At 66.8% G+C, this 26,182-nt stretch carries 22 protein-coding genes and 1 pseudogene; 10 read left to right on the top strand and 13 right to left on the bottom strand.

What is annotated here, in order from left to right; all coding sequences use genetic code 11:
• The first annotated feature begins 111 nt into the window (after positions 1 to 111).
• Positions 112 to 2,130: a polyprenyl synthetase family protein gene (locus NF4_RS05105; protein WP_198165222.1), complete on the top strand. Its 2,019-nt coding sequence runs from the start codon at positions 112 to 114 to the stop codon at positions 2,128 to 2,130.
• A 70-nt stretch (positions 2,131 to 2,200) separates the two neighbouring features.
• On the opposite strand, the gene NF4_RS05100 is transcribed toward NF4_RS05105, so the two are convergent.
• From NF4_RS05100 to NF4_RS05075, 6 genes are all read right to left on the bottom strand, one after another.
• Entirely contained in the window at positions 2,201 to 3,034 is an 834-nt protein-coding gene (locus tag NF4_RS05100; RefSeq protein WP_063126144.1) for an ABC transporter permease, read from the bottom strand.
• Positions 3,031 to 3,636: an ABC transporter ATP-binding protein gene (locus tag NF4_RS05095; protein WP_063126143.1), complete on the bottom strand. Its 606-nt coding sequence runs from the start codon at positions 3,634 to 3,636 to the stop codon at positions 3,031 to 3,033. The genes NF4_RS05100 and NF4_RS05095 overlap by 4 nt, the downstream gene beginning before the upstream one ends.
• Before the next feature lie 212 nt (positions 3,637 to 3,848).
• Positions 3,849 to 6,416 carry a helix-turn-helix transcriptional regulator gene (locus NF4_RS05090; RefSeq protein WP_157119995.1) on the bottom strand — a complete coding sequence of 856 codons (2,568 nt, stop codon included), beginning with the start codon at positions 6,414 to 6,416 and terminating at the stop codon, positions 3,849 to 3,851.
• 102 nt (positions 6,417 to 6,518) lie between these two features.
• Complete coding sequence (locus NF4_RS05085) at positions 6,519 to 7,559, bottom strand: terpene synthase family protein (protein ID WP_063126141.1); 1,041 nt, start codon at positions 7,557 to 7,559, stop codon at positions 6,519 to 6,521.
• Entirely contained in the window at positions 7,556 to 8,947 is a 1,392-nt protein-coding gene (locus tag NF4_RS05080) for a cytochrome P450 (protein ID WP_063126140.1), read from the bottom strand. Before NF4_RS05080 ends, NF4_RS05085 begins: the two co-directional genes overlap by 4 nt.
• Positions 8,948 to 8,962: 15 nt before the next feature.
• Positions 8,963 to 9,277 carry a hypothetical protein gene (locus tag NF4_RS05075; RefSeq protein WP_063126139.1) on the bottom strand — a complete coding sequence of 105 codons (315 nt, stop codon included), beginning with the start codon at positions 9,275 to 9,277 and terminating at the stop codon, positions 8,963 to 8,965.
• 504 nt (positions 9,278 to 9,781) lie between these two features.
• Between NF4_RS05075 and NF4_RS05070 the strand changes: the two genes are divergently transcribed.
• Both NF4_RS05070 and NF4_RS05065 read left to right on the top strand, forming a co-directional pair.
• Entirely contained in the window at positions 9,782 to 11,305 is a 1,524-nt protein-coding gene (locus NF4_RS05070; RefSeq protein ID WP_063126138.1) for an FAD-binding oxidoreductase, read from the top strand.
• A gap of 164 nt (positions 11,306 to 11,469) precedes the next feature.
• On the top strand, positions 11,470 to 11,889 hold the full coding sequence (locus NF4_RS05065) for a hypothetical protein (RefSeq protein ID WP_063126137.1): 420 nt from the start codon (positions 11,470 to 11,472) through the stop codon (positions 11,887 to 11,889).
• Here NF4_RS05065 and NF4_RS05060 read toward each other — a convergent pair.
• Positions 11,843 to 12,469, bottom strand: coding sequence for a TetR/AcrR family transcriptional regulator (locus NF4_RS05060; RefSeq protein WP_198165221.1), 627 nt, complete (start codon positions 12,467 to 12,469; stop codon positions 11,843 to 11,845). The genes NF4_RS05065 and NF4_RS05060 overlap by 47 nt on opposite strands.
• Positions 12,470 to 12,556: 87 nt before the next feature.
• Here NF4_RS05060 and NF4_RS05055 point away from each other — a divergent pair, with 87 nt between their 5' ends.
• Positions 12,557 to 13,483: a TIGR03620 family F420-dependent LLM class oxidoreductase gene (locus NF4_RS05055; protein ID WP_063126357.1), complete on the top strand. Its 927-nt coding sequence runs from the start codon at positions 12,557 to 12,559 to the stop codon at positions 13,481 to 13,483.
• Positions 13,484 to 13,708: 225 nt separating this feature from the next.
• On the opposite strand, the gene NF4_RS05050 is transcribed toward NF4_RS05055, so the two are convergent.
• Genes NF4_RS05050 through NF4_RS05045 form a run of 3 tightly spaced genes read right to left on the bottom strand, consistent with a single transcriptional unit; the run spans position 13,709 to position 17,870 of the window.
• Positions 13,709 to 14,569: a hypothetical protein gene (locus NF4_RS05050; RefSeq protein WP_157119993.1), complete on the bottom strand. Its 861-nt coding sequence runs from the start codon at positions 14,567 to 14,569 to the stop codon at positions 13,709 to 13,711.
• An 11-nt stretch (positions 14,570 to 14,580) separates the two neighbouring features.
• A complete protein-coding gene (locus NF4_RS37505) occupies positions 14,581 to 15,015 on the bottom strand; it encodes a hypothetical protein (RefSeq protein ID WP_157119991.1) in 435 nt (144 codons plus the stop codon).
• Between the two features lie 29 nt (positions 15,016 to 15,044).
• Positions 15,045 to 17,870 carry a CHAT domain-containing protein gene (locus NF4_RS05045; RefSeq protein WP_198165220.1) on the bottom strand — a complete coding sequence of 942 codons (2,826 nt, stop codon included), beginning with the start codon at positions 17,868 to 17,870 and terminating at the stop codon, positions 15,045 to 15,047.
• Positions 17,871 to 17,915: 45 nt separating this feature from the next.
• Between NF4_RS05045 and NF4_RS05040 the strand changes: the two genes are divergently transcribed.
• Positions 17,916 to 19,145, top strand: a complete 1,230-nt coding sequence (locus NF4_RS05040; protein ID WP_157119987.1) for a hypothetical protein — start codon at positions 17,916 to 17,918, stop codon at positions 19,143 to 19,145.
• Here NF4_RS05040 and NF4_RS05035 read toward each other — a convergent pair.
• Positions 19,093 to 19,686, bottom strand: coding sequence for a hypothetical protein (locus tag NF4_RS05035; protein WP_063126133.1), 594 nt, complete (start codon positions 19,684 to 19,686; stop codon positions 19,093 to 19,095). The genes NF4_RS05040 and NF4_RS05035 overlap by 53 nt on opposite strands.
• 194 nt (positions 19,687 to 19,880) lie before the next feature.
• Here NF4_RS05035 and NF4_RS05030 point away from each other — a divergent pair, with 194 nt between their 5' ends.
• A complete protein-coding gene (locus NF4_RS05030) occupies positions 19,881 to 20,297 on the top strand; it encodes a hypothetical protein (RefSeq protein WP_063126132.1) in 417 nt (138 codons plus the stop codon).
• 291 nt (positions 20,298 to 20,588) lie between these two features.
• The gene (locus NF4_RS05025) at positions 20,589 to 20,795 is read left to right on the top strand and encodes a hypothetical protein (RefSeq protein WP_063126131.1); all 207 of its coding nucleotides are present in this window, start codon (positions 20,589 to 20,591) and stop codon (positions 20,793 to 20,795) included.
• A 392-nt stretch (positions 20,796 to 21,187) separates the two neighbouring features.
• Here NF4_RS05025 and NF4_RS05020 read toward each other — a convergent pair.
• Positions 21,188 to 21,538 (bottom strand): annotated as a pseudogene (locus tag NF4_RS05020) (alpha/beta fold hydrolase); the annotation flags it as partial.
• A gap of 46 nt (positions 21,539 to 21,584) precedes the next feature.
• On the opposite strand from NF4_RS05020, the gene NF4_RS05015 reads away from it, so the two are divergent.
• Positions 21,585 to 22,151 carry a hypothetical protein gene (locus NF4_RS05015; protein WP_157119985.1) on the top strand — a complete coding sequence of 189 codons (567 nt, stop codon included), beginning with the start codon at positions 21,585 to 21,587 and terminating at the stop codon, positions 22,149 to 22,151.
• A gap of 275 nt (positions 22,152 to 22,426) precedes the next feature.
• Here NF4_RS05015 and NF4_RS05010 read toward each other — a convergent pair whose 3' ends face one another.
• A complete protein-coding gene (locus NF4_RS05010) occupies positions 22,427 to 22,618 on the bottom strand; it encodes a hypothetical protein (protein ID WP_063126128.1) in 192 nt (63 codons plus the stop codon).
• A gap of 524 nt (positions 22,619 to 23,142) precedes the next feature.
• Here NF4_RS05010 and NF4_RS05005 point away from each other — a divergent pair.
• Both NF4_RS05005 and NF4_RS05000 read left to right on the top strand, forming a co-directional pair.
• Complete coding sequence (locus NF4_RS05005; RefSeq protein ID WP_063126127.1) at positions 23,143 to 24,105, top strand: hypothetical protein; 963 nt, start codon at positions 23,143 to 23,145, stop codon at positions 24,103 to 24,105.
• Positions 24,106 to 24,429: 324 nt separating this feature from the next.
• Positions 24,430 to 26,115: a hypothetical protein gene (locus tag NF4_RS05000; RefSeq protein ID WP_063126126.1), complete on the top strand. Its 1,686-nt coding sequence runs from the start codon at positions 24,430 to 24,432 to the stop codon at positions 26,113 to 26,115.
• The last annotated feature ends 67 nt before the right edge of the window (positions 26,116 to 26,182 follow it).

Here is a 26,182-nt window from a genome sequence, read left to right as displayed (position 1 = left end):
CGTTGTGGGGAACGTCGAAGTCGTTCGATACCAACATTTTTGCGCGCGGGTGGTGACAGACTGACCGGCGGTGTTCGTAGATGACCGATCCAGCAAGTCAGGAGTGCCCTCGTGCCACGTGAAATCGACTCGGCTGTCTTCCCGCATCTGGAGGCGGACCTGGACCGCGTCCGCGACGTTCTCGGACCTGTTCGACTGGAGAACAGACCGGAACTGACCGCACTCACAGACGAAGGGCCGGGCACCTCGCGCCGTCTGGTCCGCCCGACTCTGACCCTACTGTCGTACTACCTGCTCACCGATCCCGAGACGCCGGCGGCCGACCGGGCGGTGCGCGCCGCTGCCGCCGTGGAGATGATGCATCTGGGGTCGCTCTACCACGACGATGTCGTCGACCACGCGGACCAGCGCCGAGGTCGCCCCAGCGCCAACGCGGTGTGGGGATCGCATATGGCCGTATTGGGTGGGGACGCGGTGACGTTCTCGGGCCTGCGCATGCTGGCCGAACTCGGCCCGCGCGAGGTTCTCGCGGCGACGATCGCGGGCGAGCAGATGTGCGCGGGCATGGTGATCGAGGCCGCCGACCTCTACGTGCCCTCCCGCAGCGAGCAGTCCTACCTGGACACGATCGACGGTAAGACGGCGGCGGTGTTGTCGCTGGCGTGCCGGGTGGGCGCGATGCAGGCCGGCCGCTCCGCGGACGAAGAAGAGGCGTTGGCGCTGTTCGGCCGACACTTCGGACTGGCCTACCAGCTGTATGACGACATCCTCGACCTGACCTCGACCGCCGAGGAAATGGGCAAGCCCGTCAATGCGGATCTGCCCGAGGGCATCTACACACTTCCGGTGATCCGCGCGGCCGCCCACGACGGGGACCTGGCCCGCCTGCTGCGCGGCAGAATGACGGGGGAGCAAGCCGCACAGGCCCGGGAGCTGGTCATCGCCTCCGGCGCGGTCGACGAAGCCCGGGCGGTGGCCGACGAATTCCTGGACAAGGCCGCCGGTGGGCTCGCCGAGCTGTCCGTTGCCTCGGACGCCCGCCGGGCGATGACCGCTTACATCCGGTCGATTCTCGACCGGCGCCCTTCTCACCTCGCGGTCTCCCAACCCCTCACGCGGGTACCCGAGGCTCCGGTCGGCGACCTTCCACCGCGGGTCGCGGAATGGTTGACCAGCTGGTTGGTCGATACCGGCCTCGCTACCTCTGCGGCCGAGGCCGACTACCACCGGTGGACCGGAGCGATCCGGAGCCGGGCACGAATTCTGGCGCCGGCGGCGGACGTGTCCCGCGAACAGACCGCCTACGGCATGGCCGTGCTGGTCCTCATGTGGGACGACCTCTTCGAGGATCCGCAGCTGACCGATCCGGAAGATGTGACCGCGCTGAGGCGTGGCATGGTGGCGACACTGCGCCAGGATCCGGAGGCACCGTGGCGGCCGGGCGCGATTCCGACGGCGTGGGCCAGCTTGTGGCCGCGCCTGCGCGAGGGCCGGACCGCCCGCTGGCAGGAGCGGTTCCTCGACGGCATCGAGGAGTGGTTCGAAGCCGCCGAACGCGAAGCCCACCATCGCATCAACGGCTATGTTCCTTCCACGGCCGACTACCTGCCACTGCGGATGTCGACCAGTGGGCTGGAAACCGCCATCGCCGTCATGGAGATGTATCACGACCGGGAACTGCCCGCGAAACTTCGCAACCACCCCGTCATCCGCCGTCTCGAGGAACTCGGCTTCTGGGTGACCTTCGTGGAGAACGACCTGGTCGGGTTGGCGCAGGACGAGGCCGATCGAGTCCCCTACAACCTGGTCAGGGCGGTCCGTCACGAGACGGGCTGCACCCGCGCCGAAGCCGTCGAGCAGGTGCGTCGGCAGGTCGCCGAGCATCGCGCCCAGTTCGAGGCAGCGATCCGCTACCTCCCCACCCTCTTCCGCGTGCTGCCCGGCCTGTCGGGCCGGGGGAAGGACTACGCGGAGATGTACGGGAGTATGGCGAGAATGGGGCTGTGGGGGCGCGAGAGCGATAGGTACACGCCGACGTCGAATTCCGCGACTTCTGCGACGCCCGACCTGGAACGCTTGCGCCGTGAGGTCTACTACCGGGCCGCCGAGCCGGCTCCTGCCGTGCTGTAGTTCCCGCAGCCGGCACAGCAAGAGCGCGTCTGTCCCGGGCTGTCCACCACTGGACAGTCCGGGACAGGACTCAGTGTTTCGCCGGCCGACCGGACCTCGCCGGCCCGACGAGACGGAATCCGGATACGTGAATCCACCTCGTGGGTCCGAGGGACGAGCGGGTGCGCAGATGGAAAGCGACCAGTCCGGCGAGGGCGCTCGCGGTGAACCAGACCAGTTGCACGGCGAAACCCGCGAGGGGCGTGGTGTCGGCGAAACCGGCGGCGGTCGAGGCCTGCATCGCACCGTAGGAAGGCAGCAAGCGTACGAATTCGCTGTCCGCGCCGCTGCTGGCGATGGGGTTCTGCACAGCCATGTCGAAACAGCTGATCATCGCTATGGCGAACATGCCCTCCACTTCGCGGCGCAGCAGTGCGCCGAGGGCGACACCGAGCGCCCCGTAGGTCATCGCCGCGCAGAACAGCGCCGCAGCGAGTTGGACCGGCCGTTGCGGCGACCAGTAGTAGCAGATGACAGCGGTGGCGTAGGCGCAGACCACCAACGAGGCCACCACCAGGCAGGCGATTTTCGCGAGAGCCAGTGCCACCCGGGGAAATCCGGCCATCGACAGACGCCGGTCGAAAGCTCCGCTGCTGAAAGTCGCCGCGAACATCATGAAGCCGATGATCAGCGAGACCGCGGTGAGGGCGCCGCTGATCTGGGCGAGCTCATTCCCATCGGCGCGCAGCACGAGACCGGTGTCCCGAAGCCGGAACGGGACCTCGATATCCGTGACGGCCAGATGCACCAGAGTGATCAGAACGGGAACGAAGACGGCCACCAACACCATGGCGAACCGGTTACGCGCGTGCTCGACGAGGCCGTAGCGCGTAGCGATCAGGAAAAGTCGCACACCGTCGCTCATCCGGCTGTCTCCTGTCTGCTCCGGAGAACGCCCTCGTGCAACCGCCACACTTGATCCAGCCTGTCGGTGTCGTGTGCCAGATGCGAGACGACCAGCACCGATCGGCCGGTGTCACGGAATTCCGCGACCAGATCCCAGAAACGCAGATACGTTTCCCAGTCGAAACCCTGATACGGCTCGTCGAGTAACAGGACCTGCGGATCGTGCATCACCGCGAGCGTGAGGTTGAGCTTCTGCCGGGTGCCGCCGCTCAGCGTGGCGACTCGCTCACCGGCATACTCGGAGAAGCGCAGGATTTCCATGGTTCGCTCGGCCCGCCGCAGGTCCGGGACGGCGTAGGCCGCGGCGAAGAATTCCAGGTGCTGGCGAACTGTGAACGCATCGTTCAGAACCACCTGTTGGGGGCAGTAACCGAACCGTCCACGGTGCCGGACCACCCCGCGGTCCGGTCGCAACTCTCCGGAGAGCACCTTCAACAACGTCGACTTGCCGACGCCGTTCTCGCCGACGATTCCTACCAGCGCCCCGGCGGGCAACACGATGTCGATACCGCGCAACACCGACCGCCTGCCGTACGCATGGTGGACGTCCTCCACTTCCATCAACGCCCCTTGTCTTCCGCCGACGTAGTGGCCGGTTCGCCGCACGCATGTTACCAACGAACCGGTAGTAGGAAGGCGAAATCATCGTCCGCGCAAGGCATATGCGACCGAACCGGTCGGGGGCGGCGCGGCTTGCGACGGAATCGGAGCATATTCACGACACTCGGCGCCCGGGCGCAATCCCGCCTGACAGAGCGGCCTTCCACCTCCGGTCAGCGAAGACGAGGATTCGGGCGGCCGCGCTGTGGCCTGCGTGCGGCTTCCTCGTTCACCTGCTCCTGTCGATCGGCCGGGACGAGGGAGCGGATAGCTGCTCGGGAGCCGATCATCAATTTGTGGAGTACGGCGGCCATTTGCGCGTCGACAGTCTTGGAGGAGCTGCCACGCCGGACCGCGATGGCCGTATTGGTCCATCCCGCCGCGGCGAGTACGGCGACCTCCTGCTCGGCCGTCGACAGTTGCTGCCACGGTGAGGGGCGGCTGCGCCGGACCGGATGTTCGACGGGCAAACGGTCCATGGACAGGTTGCCCAGTGCCAGCTGCGCCACTTCGCCGAATTCCGGCCGCAACAGCGCACCTTCCCGCTCCGCCTCCGCGAAGGCGTCGTCGTTCAGTATTGTCCGGGCGGTGTCCGCGGCGAATTCGGTTTCGGTGGCGAACGGGCCGAGGTGGGCGATATCCACGCCGAGCCCTTCGCGGAGCGTGGCCCCGCCGCCGAGCAGGCGGGCGATATCGCGTGCCCGGGCCGTCACGGCCGCGGAGGGCTCATCGCCGGCGGCGACGACCAGGCGGGCCAGCGTCCACGCCTGGATGTGCACGGCCCACACCGCGCCCCACCGGTCGCGCATCGCGAGCTGATCGGACAATGTCGCGCGCCCCACGGCGAGCGCCTCGCCCGCGTCGCCGTGTTTACTCGCCGCGATCGCCCATGCCAGCCTCGCCCAGCAGATCGCCCACCGGGCACCGGAGCTCTCGGCGTTGCGGAGGTGGGCGCGGCAGGTTTCCAGCGCTTGTTCGGCGGTGCCGAAGAATGCGGCGGCCAGCGCTTCGAACAGTTCGCTCATCGCGGCACCGCCCTCGTCTCCCTCGGCGGTGAAACGCGCCCGCGACCGGGCCAGCACGGTGATCGCCCGCGTATCGCGGCGGATCAGCATCAGCTCGGCGCCTCGGGCGAATTCGACCGCGGCGGGGAGCCCGAGATCCACCTCGGGTTCCGCGCGCCAGCGCGCTCGGTCCGCGGCGCCGGGCACGCAGCGGGCGACGCATTCGTCGAGCATCCGTTCGGCCTCGCGGTGCACCCCCTGGCACATGCTGATCCAGGCGATCAGTGACATCGCCACGACCTGCAGCGGCACCGGCTCGGGGTCGAGGTCCCGGGTTGCCGCGAGTGCGCGCTCGGCCCACCGGCGTGGTTCCCGCAGCGAGCCGGTGAAGAACGGAATGCGTAAGGCGATGATCCCGGCGGCGATCTCGAGTCCGACCGCCGCCTCGCCCGGCGTGGCGATACTGCTCTCCAGGGCCAACTGCAGATTGTCCCAGGCCACCCGGGCCCACTCGAGCAGCGCCTGCTCGTCGGGCCCGAACCAGCCGGCTCGGGCCGCAGCCACCTTGTCGCGGTAGTAGCGGCGGTGCCTGCGCGCCAGCCGGTCGGCCTCCGCACCGTGGTCTTGCAGGCGTTGCTGGGCGAAGAGCCGAATGGTTTCGGCCATCGAAAAACGCACCGTGGTCTCGGTCAGGTGGATCGACACCAGGGACTGATCCACCAACCGCAGCAGCAGGTCTTCGATCTCGGCACGGACCAATCCGTCCGCGCGGCCGGTGTCGTCGTCGGCGCAGACGGCTTCGATGGCTTCCAGTTCGGCGCCGACGTCCTGTCCGGCCGCGTCGGCGCTGTCGGTGCCGATGTCGTACCCGGCCGCGAACACCGACAGGCGATCGAACAACAGCTTTTCTTTGTCCCGGCAGAGATCGTAGGACCACGCGATGACATCGCGGATGCCCCGGTGCCGGACGTCCGCTCCGACTCTGGGTCCGTTCTGCCACTGCAATCGCCGGTCGCCCGCCTCACCGCTGAGATCACGCAGGATCATCGGCAGCGGCTGACGCGACAGTCGTGCGGCCGCCAGCCGGATATAGAGCGGGTGATTGTGTACACGCCGGCAGATCGCGGCGGCCAGGTCGCTTTCCTCATCGGCGAGGGTATGCCCGACGAGGTCGGCGCGGGCACGGAACAGGGCCAGCGCCTGCTCATGCGAAAGCGCGGGCACCGGCACCAGCTGTTCGTCGACCCACCCGATCGCCTCGCGGCTGGTGGCCAGTACGGTGAGCCCGGGTGCCGCGTCGAGTAGGCCGGCGATCACTGCGCCCGCACCGTCGAGCACATGTTCACAGTTGTCCATGACCAGGATCGTCTGCGCATCACGCCCGGCCGCGTCGCGGCGGCGCAGCGTGCCCAGTACCGCGTCCCATGCCGATCTCCCGGAGAAATCGGCCTCGATCACCGAGCCCGCGACCTGTTCCTCCACCGCTGTCGCCTCCGCGCCCCGCGGCAGTACCGCCAGCCGCACCCAGTGCACCGGGACGCGCCGTGCCCGTTGGAAGCGCTGTGCGGCCTCGGTCGCCAATCGGGTCTTTCCGATGCCACCCGCACCGATCAATGTCACCAGGCGAGTACTGCCCAGCAACGCCATCCCGATTTTTTCCAGCTCCCGATCGCGGCCCACGAAATCGCTGGCAGCCGCGGGCGGAAATCCGCTGACAGACCTTCCTCCTGCCGACACACGGGTAGCCTAGCGGAGCAAGGTCCCGGACATAGCCGAAAGAACGCGGTGGTCGCCGGTACCGGACCACCTGCCGCGAGCCGTTGTCCGGCCGGTCGCGCGTCATACCTGCCACCACCAGTTGATCGACGAAATCCCCGGGGGATCGGGTGAGGAATCGGTAGGGGAGTCGTTGATGGTGAAACAGTCGGCCACGGATCGACCGTCGACTCTGTAACGTTCGACGTCGAGCGCCCAATCGAGATTGCCGCGGACCACATGGCGCAGGCCCTGGAGATAGCGACGGGTGTCGGTGCTCAGCCCGCTCGTCTGTGCGCCCGCGACGAGAAACCGGCACATGATCCGGTCACGCAACCACACCGCTCGTGCGATGGCCTCGTCCGGCCCACAGGCATGGCGCGCTGCGATCACCGTCAGCAGATTGTGTTGGTTGGTCTCGTTCAACGCCACTGTCTTGGGATGGGAGTGCAAGTCGTTGTCCAGGGCCGCGAGCACCCGTGCCATCTCGGTGAGTGCCCGGACCCGAGGCAGCTCCAACTCCGCCGCCGGAGGTTCGTATTCGTTCACCAGTTCGGTGATGACGGTGACGATCTCGCCCGCGGCGTTGTTGATCCGGATGGCGAGGTACTCGTCCACGCTCGGCGTCGTCGTCGCACTCATCTCGGCGCAGACCCCGAACAACCAGGCACGGTGGGCCTGAACCCATCGACGGTGCTGAACCGGCGTCACACATTCGGCGAATCGTGCCGAGATATCGAGGAGGCCGCTCACCAGCGGATCGGGCTCCAGCAACGCCGATCCCGGCGCCTCCAGCACGCGTACGATCCTGGTGGCATAGGACACGAACCCACCGAGATCCTTCGACAGCGGGCCACGGTCGAAGCGATCGTCGAATGCGAATCCCCAATAGGCCCAATCGGAAGCGATCTGCAGTCGATCGGCACAGCCGTGAGGTGCCATTCTCGCCATGAACTCGGCCGACTTGGTCGCGATCAGGGCGCGCCCCTGGTGGCGATCCTCGAGGAACTTGCCGGCCCTCAACCACTCGATCGACCGGTTTTCGATCGTCTCGACCGCAGGATGAATGTCGGATTCGATAGGGCAGAAGATCCCCGGCAGAGCAGGCTGTTCGAAAACCGTCATCGGTGGCCTCCCGCCGACGGTAGAGCACCGCCACACCTGGCGGAATGGACGCGGATGCGCAGGTCGCGGGGGTGCAGTGCCATCGCCACCGCAGGACGGGCGCGGGTGCCGACTCGATGGCGAATCCGCCACCGGCCGGCGATCGTGGCCAGCGCCAGTGACAGTTCGGTGAGAGCGAAGGCCTCGCCCGGGCAGCGCCGCGGGCCGGCGCCGAATGCCACGAACTCCTTCCGCCGAATCGGCGGTTGCGGGGTGTCCCATCGGTCGGGATCGAAGCGATTCGGGTTCCGATAGAGATCGTTGCGACGATGCAGGATATAGGGGCTGTACACCACAGAGGTTCCGGCGGGCAGGTCGTAGCCGCCCAGTCGAGTATCGGTGGTGACTGTTCTGGTGAACAGCCAGCCGGGTGGATAGAGCCGCAGTGCTTCGGTGATGATGTGCCCCGTCAGCGGCAGGTCGGGCAGGTCCCGGCAGCGGGCGGGAGCGCCGGCGAGGACTCGGGCCGTCTCCTGATGCAGCCGTTCCTCTATCTCGGGATGGGCCACGAGCAGATGCAACGCCCAAGCGAGCGCGCTCGCGGTGGTCTCCGACCCGGCGATGAAGAAAGCCAGGAGCTGATCGCAGATCTGGCTGTCGGTCATGCCGCCGCCGCTGTCGATGGGCGCGGCTGTTTCGGCGGGGAGTCGGGCCGAGAGCATGGCCGAAACCAGGTCCCCGTGGTCGGTGCCGTCGATCCGCCGCTCAGCGACAATGTGCGCCATCAACTCGCGAAGGCGTGCGTGCGCTCGCCCATACCGGCGATTGCCGGGCGTGGGTAACCGATTCACCAGCGGCGGCGCCAGCATCTGCCGGTACAACCCGGTGACAACCACCGTGACATCGGCCAACGCTCGATCGCGGACGTGCGGTGCCAGTGCGCCGGAGAACATGGTCGCCATCACAGTTTGTGTGGCCAGGCGCAATGTCTCGGCCAGCATATCCACGACCTCACCGTCGTTCCAGGCGGCGGTCATGGCATCGGCCTCGGCCGTCATCGCTCGGCCGTAATTCGCGAGTCGTGCGCGGGCGAACGTCGGCTGGATCAACGATCGCTGCCGACGATGCATACGGTGCGGACAGGTGATCACGTTGTCACCCACCACCTTCCGCGCTGTGTCGAACAGCGGGCCGCCCTTGTCGAAAGTGCGATCATCACGAAGGACTCGATCGGTGAGGTCCGGGTCGCACACCACGACAGCGGCCCCGGGGCCGATCCGTATCTTCACGAGCTCACTGCCGTCATTCGCCAGGGACGACAAAAATGCCAGCGGATCTCTCAGCAATGTCACAGCATGCCCGACCGGCCAGACCGCACCCGAAGCCGGTGGGACCGGTGACTCAGCCATTGCAGGCGCCCGGCATCAGGAACCGACCTCGTGCACGACCAATTCGCCATGCGCTTCCAGGGCCGTCCGCAGGACGGGTCGGGATACCGTCTCGGACAGATGGCCGTGCGGTGTGATCACCGCGTTCGCGGCAGCCCGCCGGCATTCCAGGAGCAGATCGACGAACGCGGGGGGAAGCCCCTCGCGCCACGGCCGCGGTTCGTGGAACACTGTGCCCAGCTCGTAGCCGAGCGCGTTCGCAGCAGCTTGGAGCATGCCTTCCGCCGAGCCGCGTTCGCTGAGTAGATCGTCGCGCAGGTACCCGTAGGCCAGTGGCAGTACTTCGGTCATCGCAGACACCGTTTCTGTTCGTGTCGGCCGGCTCAGAAAAGTTTCTGCCGCGACCGACGGCAACCCTTTCCACCGACCTCCCTACCGCGCGGAGGCCGGTCTTAGATCTTCCGAGTCCCGGCCGGAGGCCGGCCGGGGTCTCGTCGGCTCGCCACGCGTTCCGTGGCGCGGTTCGCGACCGCACGCGGCGAGAACCCCTCGATCCCGCTACGTCGGAGCCGCTGACCACCGACGAATCGAGGATCGCCGGATAGGTAGAAAAGACACATCGGCAGGTCGACGTCGGCGCGGGTACTACGAAGCGTCTCCAGCGCGGCGCGTGCCTGATCCAGCCTTCGACCTCGACTCGGCCTGACCGGCGACGCCCCGCCGCCCAAGTGATAGGCCCCGCCACATCACCCCGTTACCGTGCGGGGATCGACCACAAAGGACTGCCCGGTGGCCGGCGGGTAAGAGTTCTCTCGGCAGCCGGGCACTGCGTAGCCCGATCGAGAGGATTCGAACTTGAACGAACTTTCTCGCCGTGACCTGCTCAGGACATCGGCCACCGTCGGCGTCGGAGCGATCGGTGTTGCGGGCCTCACGGCCGCGGACGCCCCGGAGACCACGAGCACGAGCGCCCCGGGAGTTGTGTCCGCGGGCCACTCGGGTAACAGCTCGGGGTGTCCGCCCGCGACGCTGACCGGCCACATCGTCCGCCCCGGTGACGCGGCGTACACGGAGGCGCGACTCGGCTGGGACCAGCTCTTTTCCCACTATCCGCTGGCCATCGTCTTCGCACAGCAAACCCAGGACGTGGTGAACGCACTCACGTGGGCGCGGCAGCACAACGTCGCGCTGCGGGTGCGCAGCGGCCGCCACGCCCTCGAAGGCTGGTCGAACGTCGACAACGGCATCGTGATCGACGTCAGCCGGTTGAAGTCGGTCCGGATCGACCCCGGCGCTCGCCTCGTGACGGTCGGCGCCGGGCTGACCCAGCTGGAAGCGGTGACGACGCTCGCGAAGCACGACCTTGCGGTCACGACCGGAAGTGAGGGCAGCGTCAGCGTGTGCGGTGCGACACTCGGTGGTGGCCTCGGGCCCCTCAATCGCCGGCTCGGCATGGCCTGCGACAGCCTGATGGCAGCCGAAATCGTCGTTCCGGCGGGTCACGACTGCGCCGAGGTGATCAACGCGGACTCGGAGCACCACTCGGACCTGCTCTGGGCGCTGCGCGGGGCGGGAAACGGCAACTTCGGGATCGTCACACAACTCACCTACCAGGTGTATCCGCTCGCGTCTCTCGCCTATGTGCAGGCGACATGGGACGGACTCGGTGACCTGCACCGGATCTTCGAGGGATGGCAGCGCACGGTACCGGCCGCCGACAGCCGTCTGGGATCGGAGCTCGAGGTCCGCAAATCTCAGATCCTGCTGTCCGCGTGGCTTGTGGAGGGGGCGGCGGCACAGGCCACAGAGATGCTGGCTCCGATCCTGTCGGCCGGCACGCCCGATGTCACGGTGCAGGTCGGTAACTGGGGCGATATCTTCGCGGGAGCCCAGCTCCCGCTCGAACAAGAGCCCGCGAACTGGAAGTTCTTCTCGCAGTTCGTCAAAGAGCTTTTCCCGGAGAAGGCGATCGACATCATCGGCGACTTCATGCGAAACGCTCCCACCGAGCAGAGCAACTACTTCGTCGATGCCTTCGGTGGGGCGATCCGGAGGGAGCCCCCCGGCGGCACGGCGTTCGCGCATCGCGACGCGCTGTTCTACGGCGAGATCGGCGCAGGCTGGGGCACCCGTTCGGCGCAACCAGGCGTCGGCAACCCGCTGACCTCGCAGGCCCAGGCCTGGACAGCTGAGTTCAGCCAGGCACTACGGCCCTACGTGGATGGCGCCTACGTCAACGTGCCGAACGTCGGAATGCAGCAGTGGGAGACCGCCTACTGGGGGAGGCAGCGTTTCGAGCGGCTGCGGAGGATCAAGGCGAAGTACGACCCCGGCAACGTCTTCCGGTACGAGCAGAGTATCCCGCCCGCGTCGCAGTGACCGCCGACAGTTCGCCGCTGCTGCCCGATCCGGGCCGTCTGCGGCCCGGCCATGGCGCGGGGCCGGCGGCGTTCGCCGGGAGGAAAACCTGCGTGGGCGTCGTGCCGGGTGTCGGCGGTGTGAGCGGGCGATGACCGCCCGAGGCCGTCGCTGGAGTGAGGGCTGTGGGTGCATGGGGCGTCAAGGCGCTGCAGAGCGACGAGGGTCTGGAAGTGCTGGCCCTGGTCGAGGAGATGTCCGAGGGCCGGGATCAGGTCACGGCCGACGAACTGGTGAACGCCGCCCGCACGGCGGGGTTGCTCGGCGGCGATCCCACCGAAGACGAGTATTTGTACGACGTGACGGCCCTGGCGCTCGCCGAGATCCTCACCGGAGACACCGCACAGCTCGCGGACCCGGCGTGCGGCGGGACCCTCTTCGTCCCGACCCCCGCGGGCACTGCCGCGCTGGTCACGTGGCTGACACAGCTGCGTGATGCGGGCGAGGATCGCGAGTTCCTGGAGTTGCGGTCGAGCGACCCACGCCACATCGAGCACCTCACCGCGGCACTCGCGGCGCTGAGCCGCATGCAGGCGGCTCGATAGCCGCTCCTGCCTGCCGTCGAGACCCGATTCCCTGGCCCGGTATCTCCACCATGCCGATTCCTCTGAGCACGGTGTCGAGGAGCCGTTCGGCCCGGGCGGAGTCGGGCTGGTACTCGGTGGCCAGGCCTATGCCGGCTACCAGGTGTACGAGGTCGTCGGCGGAGGTGTCACTTCGGACTGTGCCGCTGTCCTTTGCGCGCGCGACCAAGTGGGCGGCTGTTTCCACGATGGCTGTCCGGCACTGCGCGCTCTGATCGGTGCTGCCGGTGAGTGCCGCCGCTCCGAGCCCTTTATCGCTACGGGCGTGCAGTAGTAGCAAATACAACCACCGCACCAGGGCGATGCCGGCGTCGGGCAGGCGCAGGAGATCGGCGCCCTCCCCGCACAGATTCTCGACGCGTTCTCGCAACACGGCAGCCTGCAGAGACTGGCGATTCGGGAAGTGCCGGTACAGAGTTCCCGGCCCCACACCCGCCCGGCGGGCGATCTCGTTGAGGGATGCGTCGGGGCCGGAGTCGGCGAACACCACGGTCGCTGCCTGCAAGATCTGGTCGTAGTTGCGCCGCGCGTGCGATCTCATCAATACCTCTTGTGAACCGGAGAAGTTCTCCATATTGTATCCGGGTAGTACCGGAGAACCTCTCCGTTACGAGTGCTGGAGGATCGGATGAATCAACAGGACCCCGGTGTCGTCGGGGTATGGACGTGGGCCTTCGATCGGCAGCCGGCGGCAGCGGTGCGCGATGCCGCCGCGGAGATCGAGGAGTTGGGTTTCGGCGCGCTCTGGTATGGCGAAGGGCTCGGCCGGGACGCCATCGGGCAGGCCTGGCTGTTGCTGTCGGCCACCCGAAGGATCGTGGTGGCATCGGGAATCGCCAATGTCGCACTGCGGGACCCGATCTCGATGGCCACGGCTGAGCGGGCGCTCGGTGAAGCATTCCCCGGTCGTTATCTCCTGGGGCTCGGAGGACATCGTGTCGGGGGCCGGCCGATCACGGCCGGTGGATTCACGATCCCCGCCGGTGGCCGGCCCTTGGCTTTGATGGGCGGGTATCTGGACGCGATGGATGCGGTGCCCTCGCATGGGCCGGTCCCGGCTCTTCCGGTTCGGCGGGTGGTAGGAGCTCTGGGGCCGAAGATGCTGGCACTGGCGGCGCAACGGACCTGGGGAGCGCACCCCTACTTCGTTCCGGTCGAACATACGGCTCATGCCAGGGCGGTGATGGGCCCGGAGTCGTTTCTCGGCGTGGAGCAACCGATCGTATTCGACCCCGATATCGGTCGCGCTCGTGAGCGTGCCCGATCCTATGTCGCCGCATACGCGTCCGGCGCCCCGCATCAGGCGGCGAATCTGCGCAGGCTGGGTTTCGGTGACGACGATATCGCCGGTCCCAGCGGCCGGCTGGTCGACGCGATCATGGCATATGGCGATCTGAATGCGATCGAGGAACGGGTGCGCCGACATCTGTCGGCGGGCGCCGACCATGTCTGCCTGCAGGTCGTGGGCACCGATCCGGCCAGTGTGCCGTTGCGGGAATGGCGCGAACTGTCGGCGATCGTGCCCACCGTGTCGGACCTCCGGTCGGTTTCCTGATCGCTGTCTCCCGGGGGTGATCGGCAACCAGCTGCCCCGGCGAATCGAGGCCGGTCGCCGCAGCATTCCTCGCGTCACCAGGAAGGCCCGACAGCGGAATAAGGTCCAGTGGGTGAGTTTCAGAATCGCGGCATACGCCGTCTGCCTCGAACCGGTGTCGACCGGTGGTCCTGGTTGCTGTCGGCGGCCGCTTTTCAGGTCGGCGGCCGTCGCCGCTATCCGGTCTCATCGACGATCGCCGGTATCCGAGGGCCCGGGGAGGTACGTGCCCTTGTCCAGGATGCTTTCGACGGCGTGGCTGTCGGCCTGGGTGAGCCGGCCGTGTGGCAGAGGCACTCCCAGGGCAGAAGCCAGTTCCGGAAGTTTGACGTCGGTCAGTGCCTCGACGAGGAGGCCGAGTTCGGCGGCCGCGCGGCGGGCGGCGGCCCAGGCCGAAAGGTAGAGGGTGACTCCGACGATGGCGGTCGGCCACCACAGGAGGCCCAGCGCCAGGTAGCCGAGGGACCATGCCGCCCGCACCGAGGCTGTGGTGTACCGGTCCCAGGCAAGCTGGACGGGGCTGCGTTGACTGTCGTCGCACAGTTGCCACAATCGAGGCCAGATCCGGATCAGCGCCACCCGGTACTGGGCGTCCACCCGCTTCTCGGCGAGTCGCAGGTGGTCTCCGATGCGGGTCGCCCGGTCGGGGAGGTAACCGGCCCGATGGTTCGGCGGGGCCGCGTTCTGGGCCTGCCGGATGCGTCGGCGGCGGAAAACGCCCAGCATCTTGCCGCTCAGCACACCGCGTCCCAGCCACAGTTGTGCGATGGCACGGCTCAATTCCGCAGCGGCGCCGGCCGAGGCCGCCGCGCTAAGCGTCACCAGCGCGGCGAGCACCACCCGGTGCGAAGTATTTGCCGGCCACCGTGGCGGCGCCTGGTCCAGGCGGTCACTGAGCAGGGCCGGGTCGAGGGCATGCGCCGCGCCGAGCGGGTGCAGCCACCAGGACAGCGTCAGCGTGAGCGCAAAGAGCAGGCCGGGTAGTGCGAGCAGGGTGATCCACCGCTCGGCGAATTTGGCCCCCAGACCGGTGAGAAGGGCGTCCATGGTCATTACACCTAGGGGTCGAGTCGGTAGGTGGTGGGCTGTAACGGTCGGTCTTCGAGGTGACACCACGGCTCGCGCGCGTCCTGGCCGCGACCACGTGGTGGGCACAGGACACGCGGGCAATGGAAGCGTTGCCCGATCGGATTCGGGTCCCACACGTCTCGGAGGGGCACCTCTTCGGTACCACGAACGGTGCCGGACGAGTCCAGCAGCAGTGCCGCGAGCGCCTCGTCGGCAGGTCGCCCGTCCCGTACAGCCGTCACCTGGCCTTCCAGCTCCCGGCGCCAGCCGTACTTGTCCGCTTCGGCGCGCAAGTGCGGCAGTCGCTCGCAGAACCAGGCATGAGCCAGCGTGGGGTCCTGCGGCGGCGCACTCGATTCCGGAGGCTGCGACGGAGCCGGAGCGGCTTCGTTCTGGCGGGCACGTCGTCGGAAAAAGGAGGGCATGTGCCAACTGTGCACCAGCACTGGCCATTTCAGGGACCGATATGCACGAACGGGGCCCAGCGCGCGGGGTCGGCCCGGAATCCTTCGCGGAGCCGATGCTGGGCATGGTGGAGTGCCAGAGCGGGGCCGCATCTCTCGGCCAGCAGCATGCGGTAGAAGTCGTCCGCGACTGTAGGCCCGTCCGCGCTGTTGATCTGCCACATGGTCCCGATCACGTGGGAGAAGCCGTTCAGGTGGAACGCGGCGGCCGGATGGAGCACCTCGTCCACGGCCCGGGCGTCCGGGAGCGCCGAGACACAGGCCGACAGGAACGCCAGCCGCTCACCGGTCGGTTTCATATCCGCCAGTTCGTCCAGGCCGAGATGTCCGTCGTGCAGAACAAGCCCGTTCTCATCGCCGTGGCAGGCGATGTGTACCCACGGGTGGTCGTGCAGCGCGGCTCGTATCGCGGCGACAGTGACCTCTTGCTCGCCCAACGCTCTGACCGCCGGGAATCGGGACGAGACGATCGCCGCCTCTTCTTCGGCGTGCTCGAGTTCGGGCATGCCGGGGGTCTCGCGCAGCGAGGCGACCAGCATCGTCGAGGGCCGGGTGGGAACCACGACATCCGGCCCGGTCCGGCGGGCGTCCCGCAGCGCCCACAGGCTGGGCGTATAAGAGGAGACGACGTGGTCGATCAGCGCGGGGCCGTTCTTCTGATCGTGATGACCGGCCAAATGCAGGGGAACGGCGGACAAGGGGCCGGTCGGGCACCACCACACCCGGCGGTCCGGGCCGAGATACGGCTCGACCACCTCTAACACGGGGGCAGCGATGGTGTCCCAGAGAAGGCGGGCGAGAGCGCGGGCGTTCATGCCCCGGATGGTGGCGACGAGCAGGCCCCCCGCCCGGGCGGCCAGCTCGGCGTGGTCCGCGAGGGGAAGTCCTATGTGTACGGGATCACGATCGGCCAGCACGACCACTGCGGCGCAGCCAGTATCGCTGATGTTGACGATGACGACGGGCCCACCGTGGGCCGCCTCCCGGAGCTCGGAGAAGCCCATGCGCCGGCCGGAATCGTGCTCGGCGGTCAGACTCTCCCATTCGGCGGCCAGCTCGGCACGAGCCCTGGCCGCGCGGTGCCCGGACAGCAGATCGCGGCTTCCCGGCCCGGGATAGCGTGGGTTGTCCAGCTCGCTGCGGAGCTCTGTCAGCCGTGCCGGCACGCCGAGCGGCGGCCCGATACGACGCAACCGGCGGGTCTGCGCCCAGATGACGGTCCGGCTCAGTTCCAGCAACTCCACGGCCCGCCCGGCTTGGCCCATGGACAGGGCGATATCCGCGACCGAAGGAGGAGACAGGACTCCGGTGCCGAGCACAACCTTCCGGTCATGGAGGCTCAGCCCGAGGGAGGCGGACTGTTCGGTCAGCATCAGGGCCCGCTCGTACCAGGAGAGGGCCATCTCGTGGTCTTCGTCCAGGGCGAGAGCGGCTCTGCACATGGCGGTCACCGCGTTCAGCGGAAAGGAGACCGTCGGCAGGGCGTCCAGCACGTCCAGCAGGTCCACCACCAGAGCACGCTCCGATCCGAATCGCCACGCCGGCGACTGGATCGCCGTGAACAGCAGCACGAACAGCCCCTCCTCGCCGTCCGGAGCTTCGGCGGCCAAGTCCCGGGCGATAGCACCGGCCTCCATCAGGTCGCTGCCATTCGCAGCTGTCCGGTGCCGGAGCACCAGTGCCCAGATCAGTGCGGATGACGGGCCGGCCGACCGGAGTGCGTCGATTGCGCGGGACAGCGTGGCCACGTCCGCTTGCCGCTCGTACTGCTTGACCAGAAGCCGGCCGACCACCCCGCCCGCCGCCTCCGCCGGGAGCACGATGGCGGCCTGCTCTGCCAGGGCGAGGGCCCGGCCCAGGCCTCCGGCGTCGGCGCCGGGGTTTCGTGTGTGGCGCAACCCCAGAGCCCACGCGAGGGTCAGCGCGATCCCGGCACGCGCAGCGCGTCCGGCAAGCACCGGAGGGCAGCGGTGGAGCCCCTCCAGGATCCGCAAGGCCGTGTCCAAGTGCGGACTTGCCTGGGTGCGGTGATACTCACTCATCAGAGCCTCGGCAAGGACCAGACGCATTCTCACCTGTACTTTCCACAGTGGGCTGAGCCGGAACAGCCGGCCCGGCTCGTCCAGCCGCGGCATGCGGGACACCGTGCGTAGCACGCTGTCCCAGAGTTCGTGGTGGGGGCCGCCGGCATCGATGCGCAGCAGCAGGCCGATCAGTATCTGTTCGCGATACGGCCGCTCGGCGATCTCTTCGCCGAGCTTCAGGACCTCCCGCGCCAGCGTTTCCTGCTTTCCCTGTCGCTGCAGTCGCCGGAACCGACGCTGGTAGCGCAGCACACGGCAGAGATAGTCCGTCAGCCAGGGACCGGCCGCGATGAGGTGAACGGACAGAACCGTGCACAGTACGCCGATGAACCAGAAGAACGGCCGGTCGGCCAGCAGCCAACGGGACAGATGACGACCCGCCGGCACGCCTCCCGCCCAGTCGCGAAGAAGCAGGCCGAGCAGCAAACAACACCAAGGCGCGGCAGCCCAGACGAGCGCTCCGAGGGAAAGTGCCACCGGATGCTCCCGCCAGGCCGCCCAGCCGATGCGGATGTCCTCCCGGCGCCGCTGGAGCGATCCTGCTATCAGCAGCATGATGGCCAATGACACCAGGGGGTATAGGTATTGACCGGTGCCATTGGTCGTCAGTGACTTCGATGCGCTACTTTCCGGGTTCAACCTGAAGACAAGCCCCTGCCGCTGTCCGAGCCACCATCCCCACCCGGCCATCCCGGCGCCGCCGGCGACGATCGCTCCGCTCAGCCACCGCATACAGGCAGTATGGCAAAGAAGGATGCCGACCCGGTGTGATACGTCGTGCCCGATCTGCAGCCGGCCGCTGGGAATCACCCGCGTCCGCAGGTCAAAACCCGGCATATCGCCCGAATTGGTAGTTCCCTCGAGTTACTTTGGGAGAGGGCATATTTCGCAGTGACCTCGGGGTGTGAGATCGTGAACGGATTCCAGGATGCGCTGATCTTCGACGAATCCGACAGGCCACCGAACTTCGGGCCGCCGTTCATGGCGCACGCACCCGCGTCGGCGGCAGAGGCACTTGCGTCACTGACCGTATCCGACAATGTGGGCGCGGTGATCACCACACGCAGCGAGACGGATGCGAGAACGGCGATTCGCCGTATTCGGCATGTGAACCGGCACGCAGCCGTTCTGCTCGACGCGAATCGCTATAGCGGCAGGACCCGCAGGATAGGCGCCCGCTGCATGACTACCGGGTGGATCAATCTGCAGGTGAAACTCGGGTTGCGGTGGGCACTCACCGACTCCGGGTATATTCCCGCCCACGATCTGGCCGCTCTGCGTGCGGTCCTCGCCTGGGGATCGGACTCGCCGCAGTTGGTCACGGCGCTACCACTGGCGATGCAGTGGCTGACAATCGATCACGAAGCGTTGATCACCGAGCTCGCCGCCGCTGGTAAACCTGTCGCACTGATGCTCGAGTCCGAAGGAGATCCACTTGCGACGGAAGCCGCGGTCTCGGGCTTGATCGCCGTGCTGCGCTGCCCGGTGCCTGCACTACTGCTACGGTCGGACACGTCCGTGCTGGGTGCCCTGGCACACGGCGCCGTCGCGGTATCGGTAGGTACCAAAACTGCATTTCGCCATATATATCCGGTGACAGATAGCGCTGGTGGGTTCATGCCACCACCGGCAGCGTATGTCCCCGCGTTGTTGTCCTACAAGCGGCTCACCACGATCGAGGATGGAATCAGCCGAAATCCAGGTCTCGAGGTGTGGAAATGCGACTGTAGCGTGTGCCTGGGGCGGTCACTCGACTGGATCTGGTCCCGAACGGATCCCGAAGAGGCGGCCTTCGAACACTCACTCGCTGCTCAGGCCGAACTGGCGAAAAGCCTCATGATGTACCCGGCCGGGGAGCGAGGTAGCGAGTGGAAAACGATGTGCGCTGTCGCTCAGCGGAACCACGAGGTGATCGCAAGAAGGAAAAGCGGGATGTGGAGGCCGGCGAAGGCACTCAATGCATGGGTGTCGTCGACCCCGCATTCGCAGGCGAGTACCCCGTGGTGAGTGCCCACCCGAACAGCAGCTCCTCCTTGTGCCGCAGCGATGCCATCCGTCGCGCGGTGGTGACCGGACCGCGTCGTCCTTCTACGAGAACATCGAAATCGCCGGTCTGTTCACGAACAACGCAGACCTCGGCGAGGTCGAATTCCGACAGTGTCCATGCGGTGGGGCCGCGGGCGCCGGAGGTGAGCCATAGCCCGGCGCCGTAGCCGGCGAGTGAGTCGAGCGCGTTCAATGCGTCCGCGGGTTTATGAGTCGCCGAGACGAAGCCGATGATCGACACGGCCGGACGGGGCGGCGAGGCCCCCATATCGGTTGTCCAGGATTCCCATATTCCCAGGGTGGATCGATCGAGTTCTGGGCCGCGTCCTCCGGCGACGCGCTCCTCCCAGACCTGTGTATCGATCTCTACCACCGGGAATGCCAAGTAGTCGCTGATCCTCGTCCGAGGTAGCACCACTCCACCCCACGCCGCGGCGCGGACACCGTCCACCACTCGCTGTGGTACGGATTCGTATCGTTCGGGGGGTCGGTGGTCGATCATCAGGGTGCAACGGTAGACGGTGCCGGTCCTGCCTCGGGAGACAACGGACCGATCCGCGTACGGCTACCTGCGAACATGCGGATCACTACCTGATCTTCGATCCAGACGTGTGCATGGTGGGGTCGGTGCACAGCCAGAGGTGCCCATGTGGGGCTGTGTTCCGAAGCTTCCGCCGGGACAGCCGAGGAGATCTGGTGGTGTGCAACGAAAGTATGCGGCTCAAGGAAGGGTATCGGAAGCAGGGATTCGCACGCTCGCTGTCTGCGTCACTCGAGGAGTACTACCGGCGTTGCGGAGTGGCCCGTATCGAGGTGAAAACCGAAGACGACGGCGGGCTGGTCTGGGCGAAGGAAGGCTATCAGTGGAATTCGCGCCGCGATCTGCTCGCCGCGTCCCTGGCGAATATCCGGACCCGTCTCGACGCCGTCGTCGACAGCGGGACGATCTCGGCCGCCGACAAGAGTCTGCTGGAGGACTATCGCGGTCGGCTTCAGGTGAACAGCGAGACCATCCCGACTCCGGCGGAACTCGCTGCACTCACCGGTGATGCGCTCGATCTGGGTGAGCGGATCATGAAGGATTCCGTATGGCACGGCGTCCGCTATCTGTGAATGGCTCGTGGCGGCCCGGGGCGGCCGGCGCCGGCCGGGCATCGACTCCGCTCTCTCCTGGACGGACGGAGATTCACGGCCGGCAGCCCGTGGGGGTGTCCCGCCGCTTCCTACAGGCGGCCGGAAAGGAGGTCCGGTCAGCGGTGGGAATTTCTCGTGCTGCCGAAATATTCCCCCGGGTATAACATATTCCGCGGTGGACAAATTGTGCGCGACAATGCCGCATCTTGGAAACCACGCCGACACCGAGTGCGCAGCCGTCACCGGTGACCGTCCCCGAAGGGAAATAACATGTTCAGTACCGTTGTGAAATTCGTCGGTCTCCCCGTGGTGGCAGCCTCCGCTGCTGTCATGATTTCGGCGGCTGCGGCCTCCGCGCAGCGCCACGATGCCGCTCCGCCCCGTGTCGATCTCGATGTCGTCGCCGACCAGTGCATGATGGAATCCGCTGGTTACAGCCAGTTCCTGGCCTGTGTGGTCGCGTCGCTCGAGTCCTGACGACCGGATCGGGTAGTGCGCCCGAACCTCATGGGAGGCTCGGGCGCACTCGGCTGTCGAACATCCAGGAGTGATTGTTCACGTTTCTCGTGGGGGACGCCTGTGGCGACGGCGGGTGCGAGTGTTCACCAATTCGGGACCGGGTCGAAGAAACCTTCCGGCTCGATTCTTATGCGCAATGGATTCACCAGGAATTACCGAATATATGGGCACGTGGCACAAATGGGTAAAGTGTCTTTGTCCGCACTGCACAAAAGGCCGTAGCCGGCTACTCACCGGTCGGAAGTAGCGGCCGGCGATATCGGCCCGGGCGAGTACGCTGCTGAGCGCGGTGACCAGGAGGGCGCGTACGCGAGGCCCGTGCTCGGTGCGGAAGCAGTCGACGGCCGGATTCAGGTGGCGAAGCGGGCGATCGCGTCGAGGATGCTCACCGACAGCTCGGGGCTGCCGGTATGCCCCGAGTCCTCGATGATCCGTAGTTCGGCGCCGGACCAGGCGCGTGCGAGCTCCCACGCTGTGCGCAATGGTGCGGACAGGTCGAGGCGGCCGTGGATGAGTACCCCCGGTATGGCGGCGAGGTGGTGGGCGTCACGCAGCAATTGCCCGTCTTCGAGCCAGGCGGCGTGCGCGAAGTAGTGGGTGCAGATCCGGACGAACGCCAGTGACGGCCTACACGGTGGTGTGACCACCACGCGCATCCCGCGGCCAGTCGGTCGACCCCAGCACTCAGCTGCTACGGCGGCGGCCAATCGATTCTCCGGGTTCAACCATGCCTTGTAGCCTGAGGTGGTGGATAACGCGAGTCCGATCGACCAGGCGGTGGGAGCCGTCGCCGAGGAACTACTCGGCGTACATGCGAACCGGCAGGATCCGACGACGGCTTCGAAGCTGGCCGCGAATGCCTTGGCTGGGCCGGTGCTGCAAACACTGGACCGGCAGCACCCCGGGCTGGCGAATATCCATCTGGCGTTCGCGTTCGCACGTCTGTTGAGCAAGGAATGCCCGCCCGACGCCCGGGACGATCGCGGTGTGCCGCAAATGTCTCTGCTGGTCGGTCCCGGGTCCGAAACACCCGGCCACGCCGAGCTACACAGGGCGGCGAGCGCAGGGTTCGGCAACCCCAGCTCGACGGCAGACGCCAAAGCTTCAAACGCGCGCTTTGCTGAGGCCATTCCGCTGGCCCAGCGATTCATACAGGTCTGGACGCTGACTCCGCGCGCGGTGGCGGCTTTCGTCCATGCTCAATCCGCCCGCTCTCCGGTGATGGTCGATGGGGTATGGGGCGTGTTGTGGCAGGCCTGCGTGTCAGTGCGCTCCGGTCAGAAAAACTCGGCGGTGGGTCAGCAGCCGCACTGACGGAGTTGTTGCCATCCCCACCGACCCAGGCGGTGGCCGCCAGTACGGAATATCGCCGTCTCACCCGAGGCCGCATGGTTGGCGTTCCCGCTGTGCGCGGCGGCGATGATCAGCAGATGTGGCCGGGTCCGGTTCCTGGCCGCGGATCCGATGTGGGCCGGCGCCGAACAGCTGCCGACCTTGAACGAAGCAGTCGCGCAGCGCTGGCCGGAATTCGAGGGTCCGCACCCGGGGTGGCTGGCGGATTGGCAGACCGCTGTTCTCGGAGGTGTCGATCAGTTGCTCTGCCCCTTCGCTTCGATCAGCGCCGCAGTGAAGTTGGCCATCGTGTCCGAGCGGCCGAGATGTACGAGACGCTCAAAATTCGAGGGCTCGGCTCGATCAGCGGCGCGGAGCGCATCCTCGAGCTGGGCGCCGCCTGCGGGGTCCGGCCCAGAAGACGCGGCGGGCTGAAGGTTTTCGGGCACGGGCGGAATCCCCCTTTGAAGTTGGTGCGATCGGGTTCTGTGAGCATATCCCTGGGCCACTGACTCCCACACCCGACGGCCAGGCTGAGTCTATTTCTGCTGCTCCTGTTGCCGTGGAAAGGCACGCGATCAGGACGCTTCCGTGATTGAGGTCCGCTGGTCGACAATTGCGGACTGCGTGCCTGAAACCCGATCGCGGAATCATGCAGCAAAATGAAATTGAATCGCTTCGCACTTCCAACTGGCCCGACGCCGCCGGTGATGCGGAAGCTTGCTAGTGCAGCTGCTTGGTGGCGATACGTGGAGAGCCTGATGACTGGGCGCGGTGGCCGTCCAGGTGTTCCTTTGAAATAAGAGGGACTATGACGCCCAAGGGGCCAAAGCTCGAAGCCGCCAATAGCCCTGGCCCGCCGACTGCCTGCACGACCTCGCAACAAAGGGCTGATCCGCAGTCGACCGGAACCACGGTAGCCGCCGACCGAGCTGGGCCTCGAGGTTGTCCGAGACGCCCGTAGGATCGCGGGGTGATGCGATCGGCGTGGATCAAGTGGGCCAGAGGTGTGGAGCACCAGCGAGGCCTGGCCCGCGAGCTGCGGGAGTTCTCCCGCGGCGATACCTACGACTACATCCGCTTCGACAACGCTGGCAATCGGTCCGATCCGCTGGTGAAGATGTACTGGGTGCTCCGGGTCCGACAGCCGTATCCGGAACGGTGGAGCGTCCTTGTGGGCGACATCCTCACCAATCTCCGCGCGGCGCTCGATCATACGTTCTGGGCTGCCACTATCACCGCGACGGGCATGCCGGCCAGACCGCAGCTGGTCACGTTCCCGCTGTACGGCGACAAAGACAAGTTCAAGTCGAAAGCCAAGGACCTTCAGCACCTGGTGGCACCGGAATTCTGGGAGCTGGTCGAGGCAGTGCAGCCGTTCCACGCCGATCAACCCGACCGAGTCCCGTTGGATTCGCTGCGTTGGCTGTCCAACGTGGACAAACACCGCGCGGTACATATCGTCGGTCGGACAGCCTTCGATGCCGGCCCGATCATCACCGACAGCGAGTACGAGATCATCGACGACGAACGCATCGCGGGCGAAGTGTCGGATGGATCGGTGGTAGCGCGTCTGAGATTTCGGCGCCCCGCCAACTCAACCGACTTCGCTGTCCACCCGACATTCGAGTATTCACCGTCATTGCAGGTCAACGACAGCCCTGAGAAGTTTGTCCCATTGGACGTGGTGATGGACGCCATCAACGAAGACGTGCTGGGGATTCTGGCGGGTGCTACACGGATTCTCGGGGAAGAGTTCCCGGATCCCGAGAGCTTGAACGTCGGCATGGACCAGGAGGCCATTGCCGCTGAGTTCGGGGGCGCGGTCGTTCGCTTCCGTAGCGATGACGGGACCATTCATCGGTTCGCGGTGCCGCTGAACACCTCTGAAGAAGGAATCACCAGCGGAGCCGAGGACGCATCAGCAGCGCAGTGAAAGAACGGCCGCGTCGCTTCCCGGGCTGCGCTCTTCGGTGTGGCTGGTCGGCCGATGACGTGCGCGATGGCCTGTCCCGGAGGCGGTGTCCCGAACCGCAGGTGGGATTGCGCCCGCTGAGCAATGGGTGCACCAAGCTCCGGCGCAGGCGTCGATGTCGGGGTCTGGTGCGATCATCAGCAGCGCGGCGGTGCGTGTCCGCATCCGATAGGACAGCAACCCAACCAATCCCATGGGTGTAAAATTTTCTTCCGACGCACACAGCACCGCTTGATGTATGTAACACTTCCTTCCATGCAACGTGACGGGGTGTTTGGTCGGCGTGTGGTGGGTGTGGCGGATCCGGAAGCGCTGTGGCCGGATCTGCGTTTCGCCGACCGCGAGCATGCACCGGAGTGGTTCGATCCCGAGACCGGCGAGCACCGGCCACCGCCGGCGGTCATCGAATTGTTCGTGCCCGACCCCGATTCCGGAGAGCTCCCGGAACTGACCGCTCGATGTGAGGACGCGGCGCGGGCAAGTCGGCACGACGAGCGCGCACGGACGGTGCGGTGGCCCATCCCGAGGGTCGTCCTCGACGACGAGTTCTTCGCCATGCTCGCCGAACAGATCGACCCCTTGGCCGCCGACGTCGCGGACGGGTTGACCGTGACCGAATCCCCACGCGGCTGGCACCAGCGTCTCACGCCCGACGCCGCGGCCGCCCGCGACGAGATCGGTCGTCGGCTGACCGAGCTGCTGGCCGACTGGCCAATCCTCGAAATCCACGAGATCGACGACGCCGACCACAGGTTACTCGTCCAGCTCGTCGATGCCGACCTGCCGGACAAGGACCTGCCCGCGGTCGTGGACAAGGTGCGGGAGCGGATCACGCCACGCCGGGCCGGGAACCGGGTCGTGATCGACGGCGGCATGGAGTACGTGACCGAGTTGCGTGATGCCGCGCGTGCCCGAGTGCGCGATCGCCTGCAGATCGTGGCAGGGCTGATGAGCGCTGACCGCAGCGAACGTGACGAGCTGCTGCGCCGGATCGCGGCGTGGGACGGCGGGGGCGACAGCTATCGCTCGCTGGCCAAACTCGTCGGGCTCTCGCATCCCACGGTCCGCAATATCGTCATGGAGGCCACCGTCGAACACGACCTCGCCCTAGACCACTTGCCGGCGACCCTGCGCTCTCTGGCTCTGGCCTGGGATCCGCCGGGACTCCCGGAAGCACACAGCGACCGCTACGACGACGACTACGCGCCCGACGACGACGATGAATTCGGTATCGGGGAATCCCGACGCCTCGAACACCTGCGTTTGAAGAGCTGCGCCGTGTGCGGGGAACCACCGCAGAAGATCGTGCGCCGCTGGACCATCGGCGGCAGTGAAACGCTCGACCGCAACGACCCGCACAACGAGCAGCCAGGATACTCGCGCACTCTCGGACAGAAACCTCACTACAACACAGCGGCACGCTGGGCGGTGTGCGGTACCGTGTGCGCGCGAGAGGCCATCAACACAGACCGGGCACGTCCGACCCGGCGAGGGGGCACCGACGAGTACTACGAGGTCGAGCGATTGCATTACACGCCGCACGACAGCGAGTTGCCGGAACCGCTCCTACACCTGCGCAGTCTTCTCCGCGCCCTCGACCAGAACTGGAACTGGCTCGCCGAGGCCACGACCACCGACGACACCGAACAGGCAGCACGCAGCGTCAACGGGTTCCGGCGGGCAATCGCTCGCATCGCCGAAGCCGTTGCGCACTTCCGCACCTACACCCCACCCCCGCGACAGTTCCTGCCCGGCGACCCCGAACCCACCAATGTCGAGCGAATCCGCCACGGCGACGACATCTACACCAACAACAACGACCCCTGGGCTTTCGGGCCCCGCGGATGGCACATTCCCGGAACCGACACCGCCCTGACCTGGGACGAACTCGTCTCGATGGCCGACGGCGACCTGTACGAGATACCTGTCGAACGACTCGACTTCACCAGCCTGACAGCCACGCACGACTGACAGGCTGAGGACCACACGAGCCCCGGAGCCACCGACGCACAGTCAGCGCACAACCCAAGATGGAGGC

The sequence above is a fragment of the Nocardia fusca NBRC 14340 genome (genome assembly GCF_001618425.1).
Taxonomy (GTDB): Bacteria; Actinomycetota; Actinomycetes; order Mycobacteriales; family Mycobacteriaceae; genus Nocardia; species Nocardia fusca.
Note: the sequence above shows the minus strand (reverse complement) of the source record. Positions and strands in the feature narration are given on the sequence as shown.

What these genes read in the sequence shown, in the direction of transcription:
- NF4_RS05100 (WP_063126144.1), bottom strand. Translation starts at nt 3,034, where the DNA reads ATGAGCGACGGTGTGCGACTTTTCCTGATCGCTACGCGCTACGGCCTC.
- NF4_RS05095 (WP_063126143.1), bottom strand. Translation starts at nt 3,636, where the DNA reads ATGGAAGTGGAGGACGTCCACCATGCGTACGGCAGGCGGTCGGTGTTG.
- NF4_RS05085 (WP_063126141.1), bottom strand. Translation starts at nt 7,559, where the DNA reads ATGACGGTTTTCGAACAGCCTGCTCTGCCGGGGATCTTCTGCCCTATC.
- NF4_RS05080 (WP_063126140.1), bottom strand. Translation starts at nt 8,947, where the DNA reads ATGGCTGAGTCACCGGTCCCACCGGCTTCGGGTGCGGTCTGGCCGGTC.
- NF4_RS05075 (WP_063126139.1), bottom strand. Translation starts at nt 9,277, where the DNA reads ATGACCGAAGTACTGCCACTGGCCTACGGGTACCTGCGCGACGATCTA.
- NF4_RS05060 (WP_198165221.1), bottom strand. Translation starts at nt 12,469, where the DNA reads ATGAGATCGCACGCGCGGCGCAACTACGACCAGATCTTGCAGGCAGCG.
- NF4_RS05055 (WP_063126357.1), top strand. Translation starts at nt 12,557, where the DNA reads ATGAATCAACAGGACCCCGGTGTCGTCGGGGTATGGACGTGGGCCTTC.
- NF4_RS05050 (WP_157119993.1), bottom strand. Translation starts at nt 14,569, where the DNA reads ATGGACGCCCTTCTCACCGGTCTGGGGGCCAAATTCGCCGAGCGGTGG.
- NF4_RS37505 (WP_157119991.1), bottom strand. Translation starts at nt 15,015, where the DNA reads ATGCCCTCCTTTTTCCGACGACGTGCCCGCCAGAACGAAGCCGCTCCG.
- NF4_RS05045 (WP_198165220.1), bottom strand. Translation starts at nt 17,870, where the DNA reads ATGCGGTGGCTGAGCGGAGCGATCGTCGCCGGCGGCGCCGGGATGGCC.
- NF4_RS05035 (WP_063126133.1), bottom strand. Translation starts at nt 19,686, where the DNA reads ATGATCGACCACCGACCCCCCGAACGATACGAATCCGTACCACAGCGA.
- NF4_RS05025 (WP_063126131.1), top strand. Translation starts at nt 20,589, where the DNA reads ATGTTCAGTACCGTTGTGAAATTCGTCGGTCTCCCCGTGGTGGCAGCC.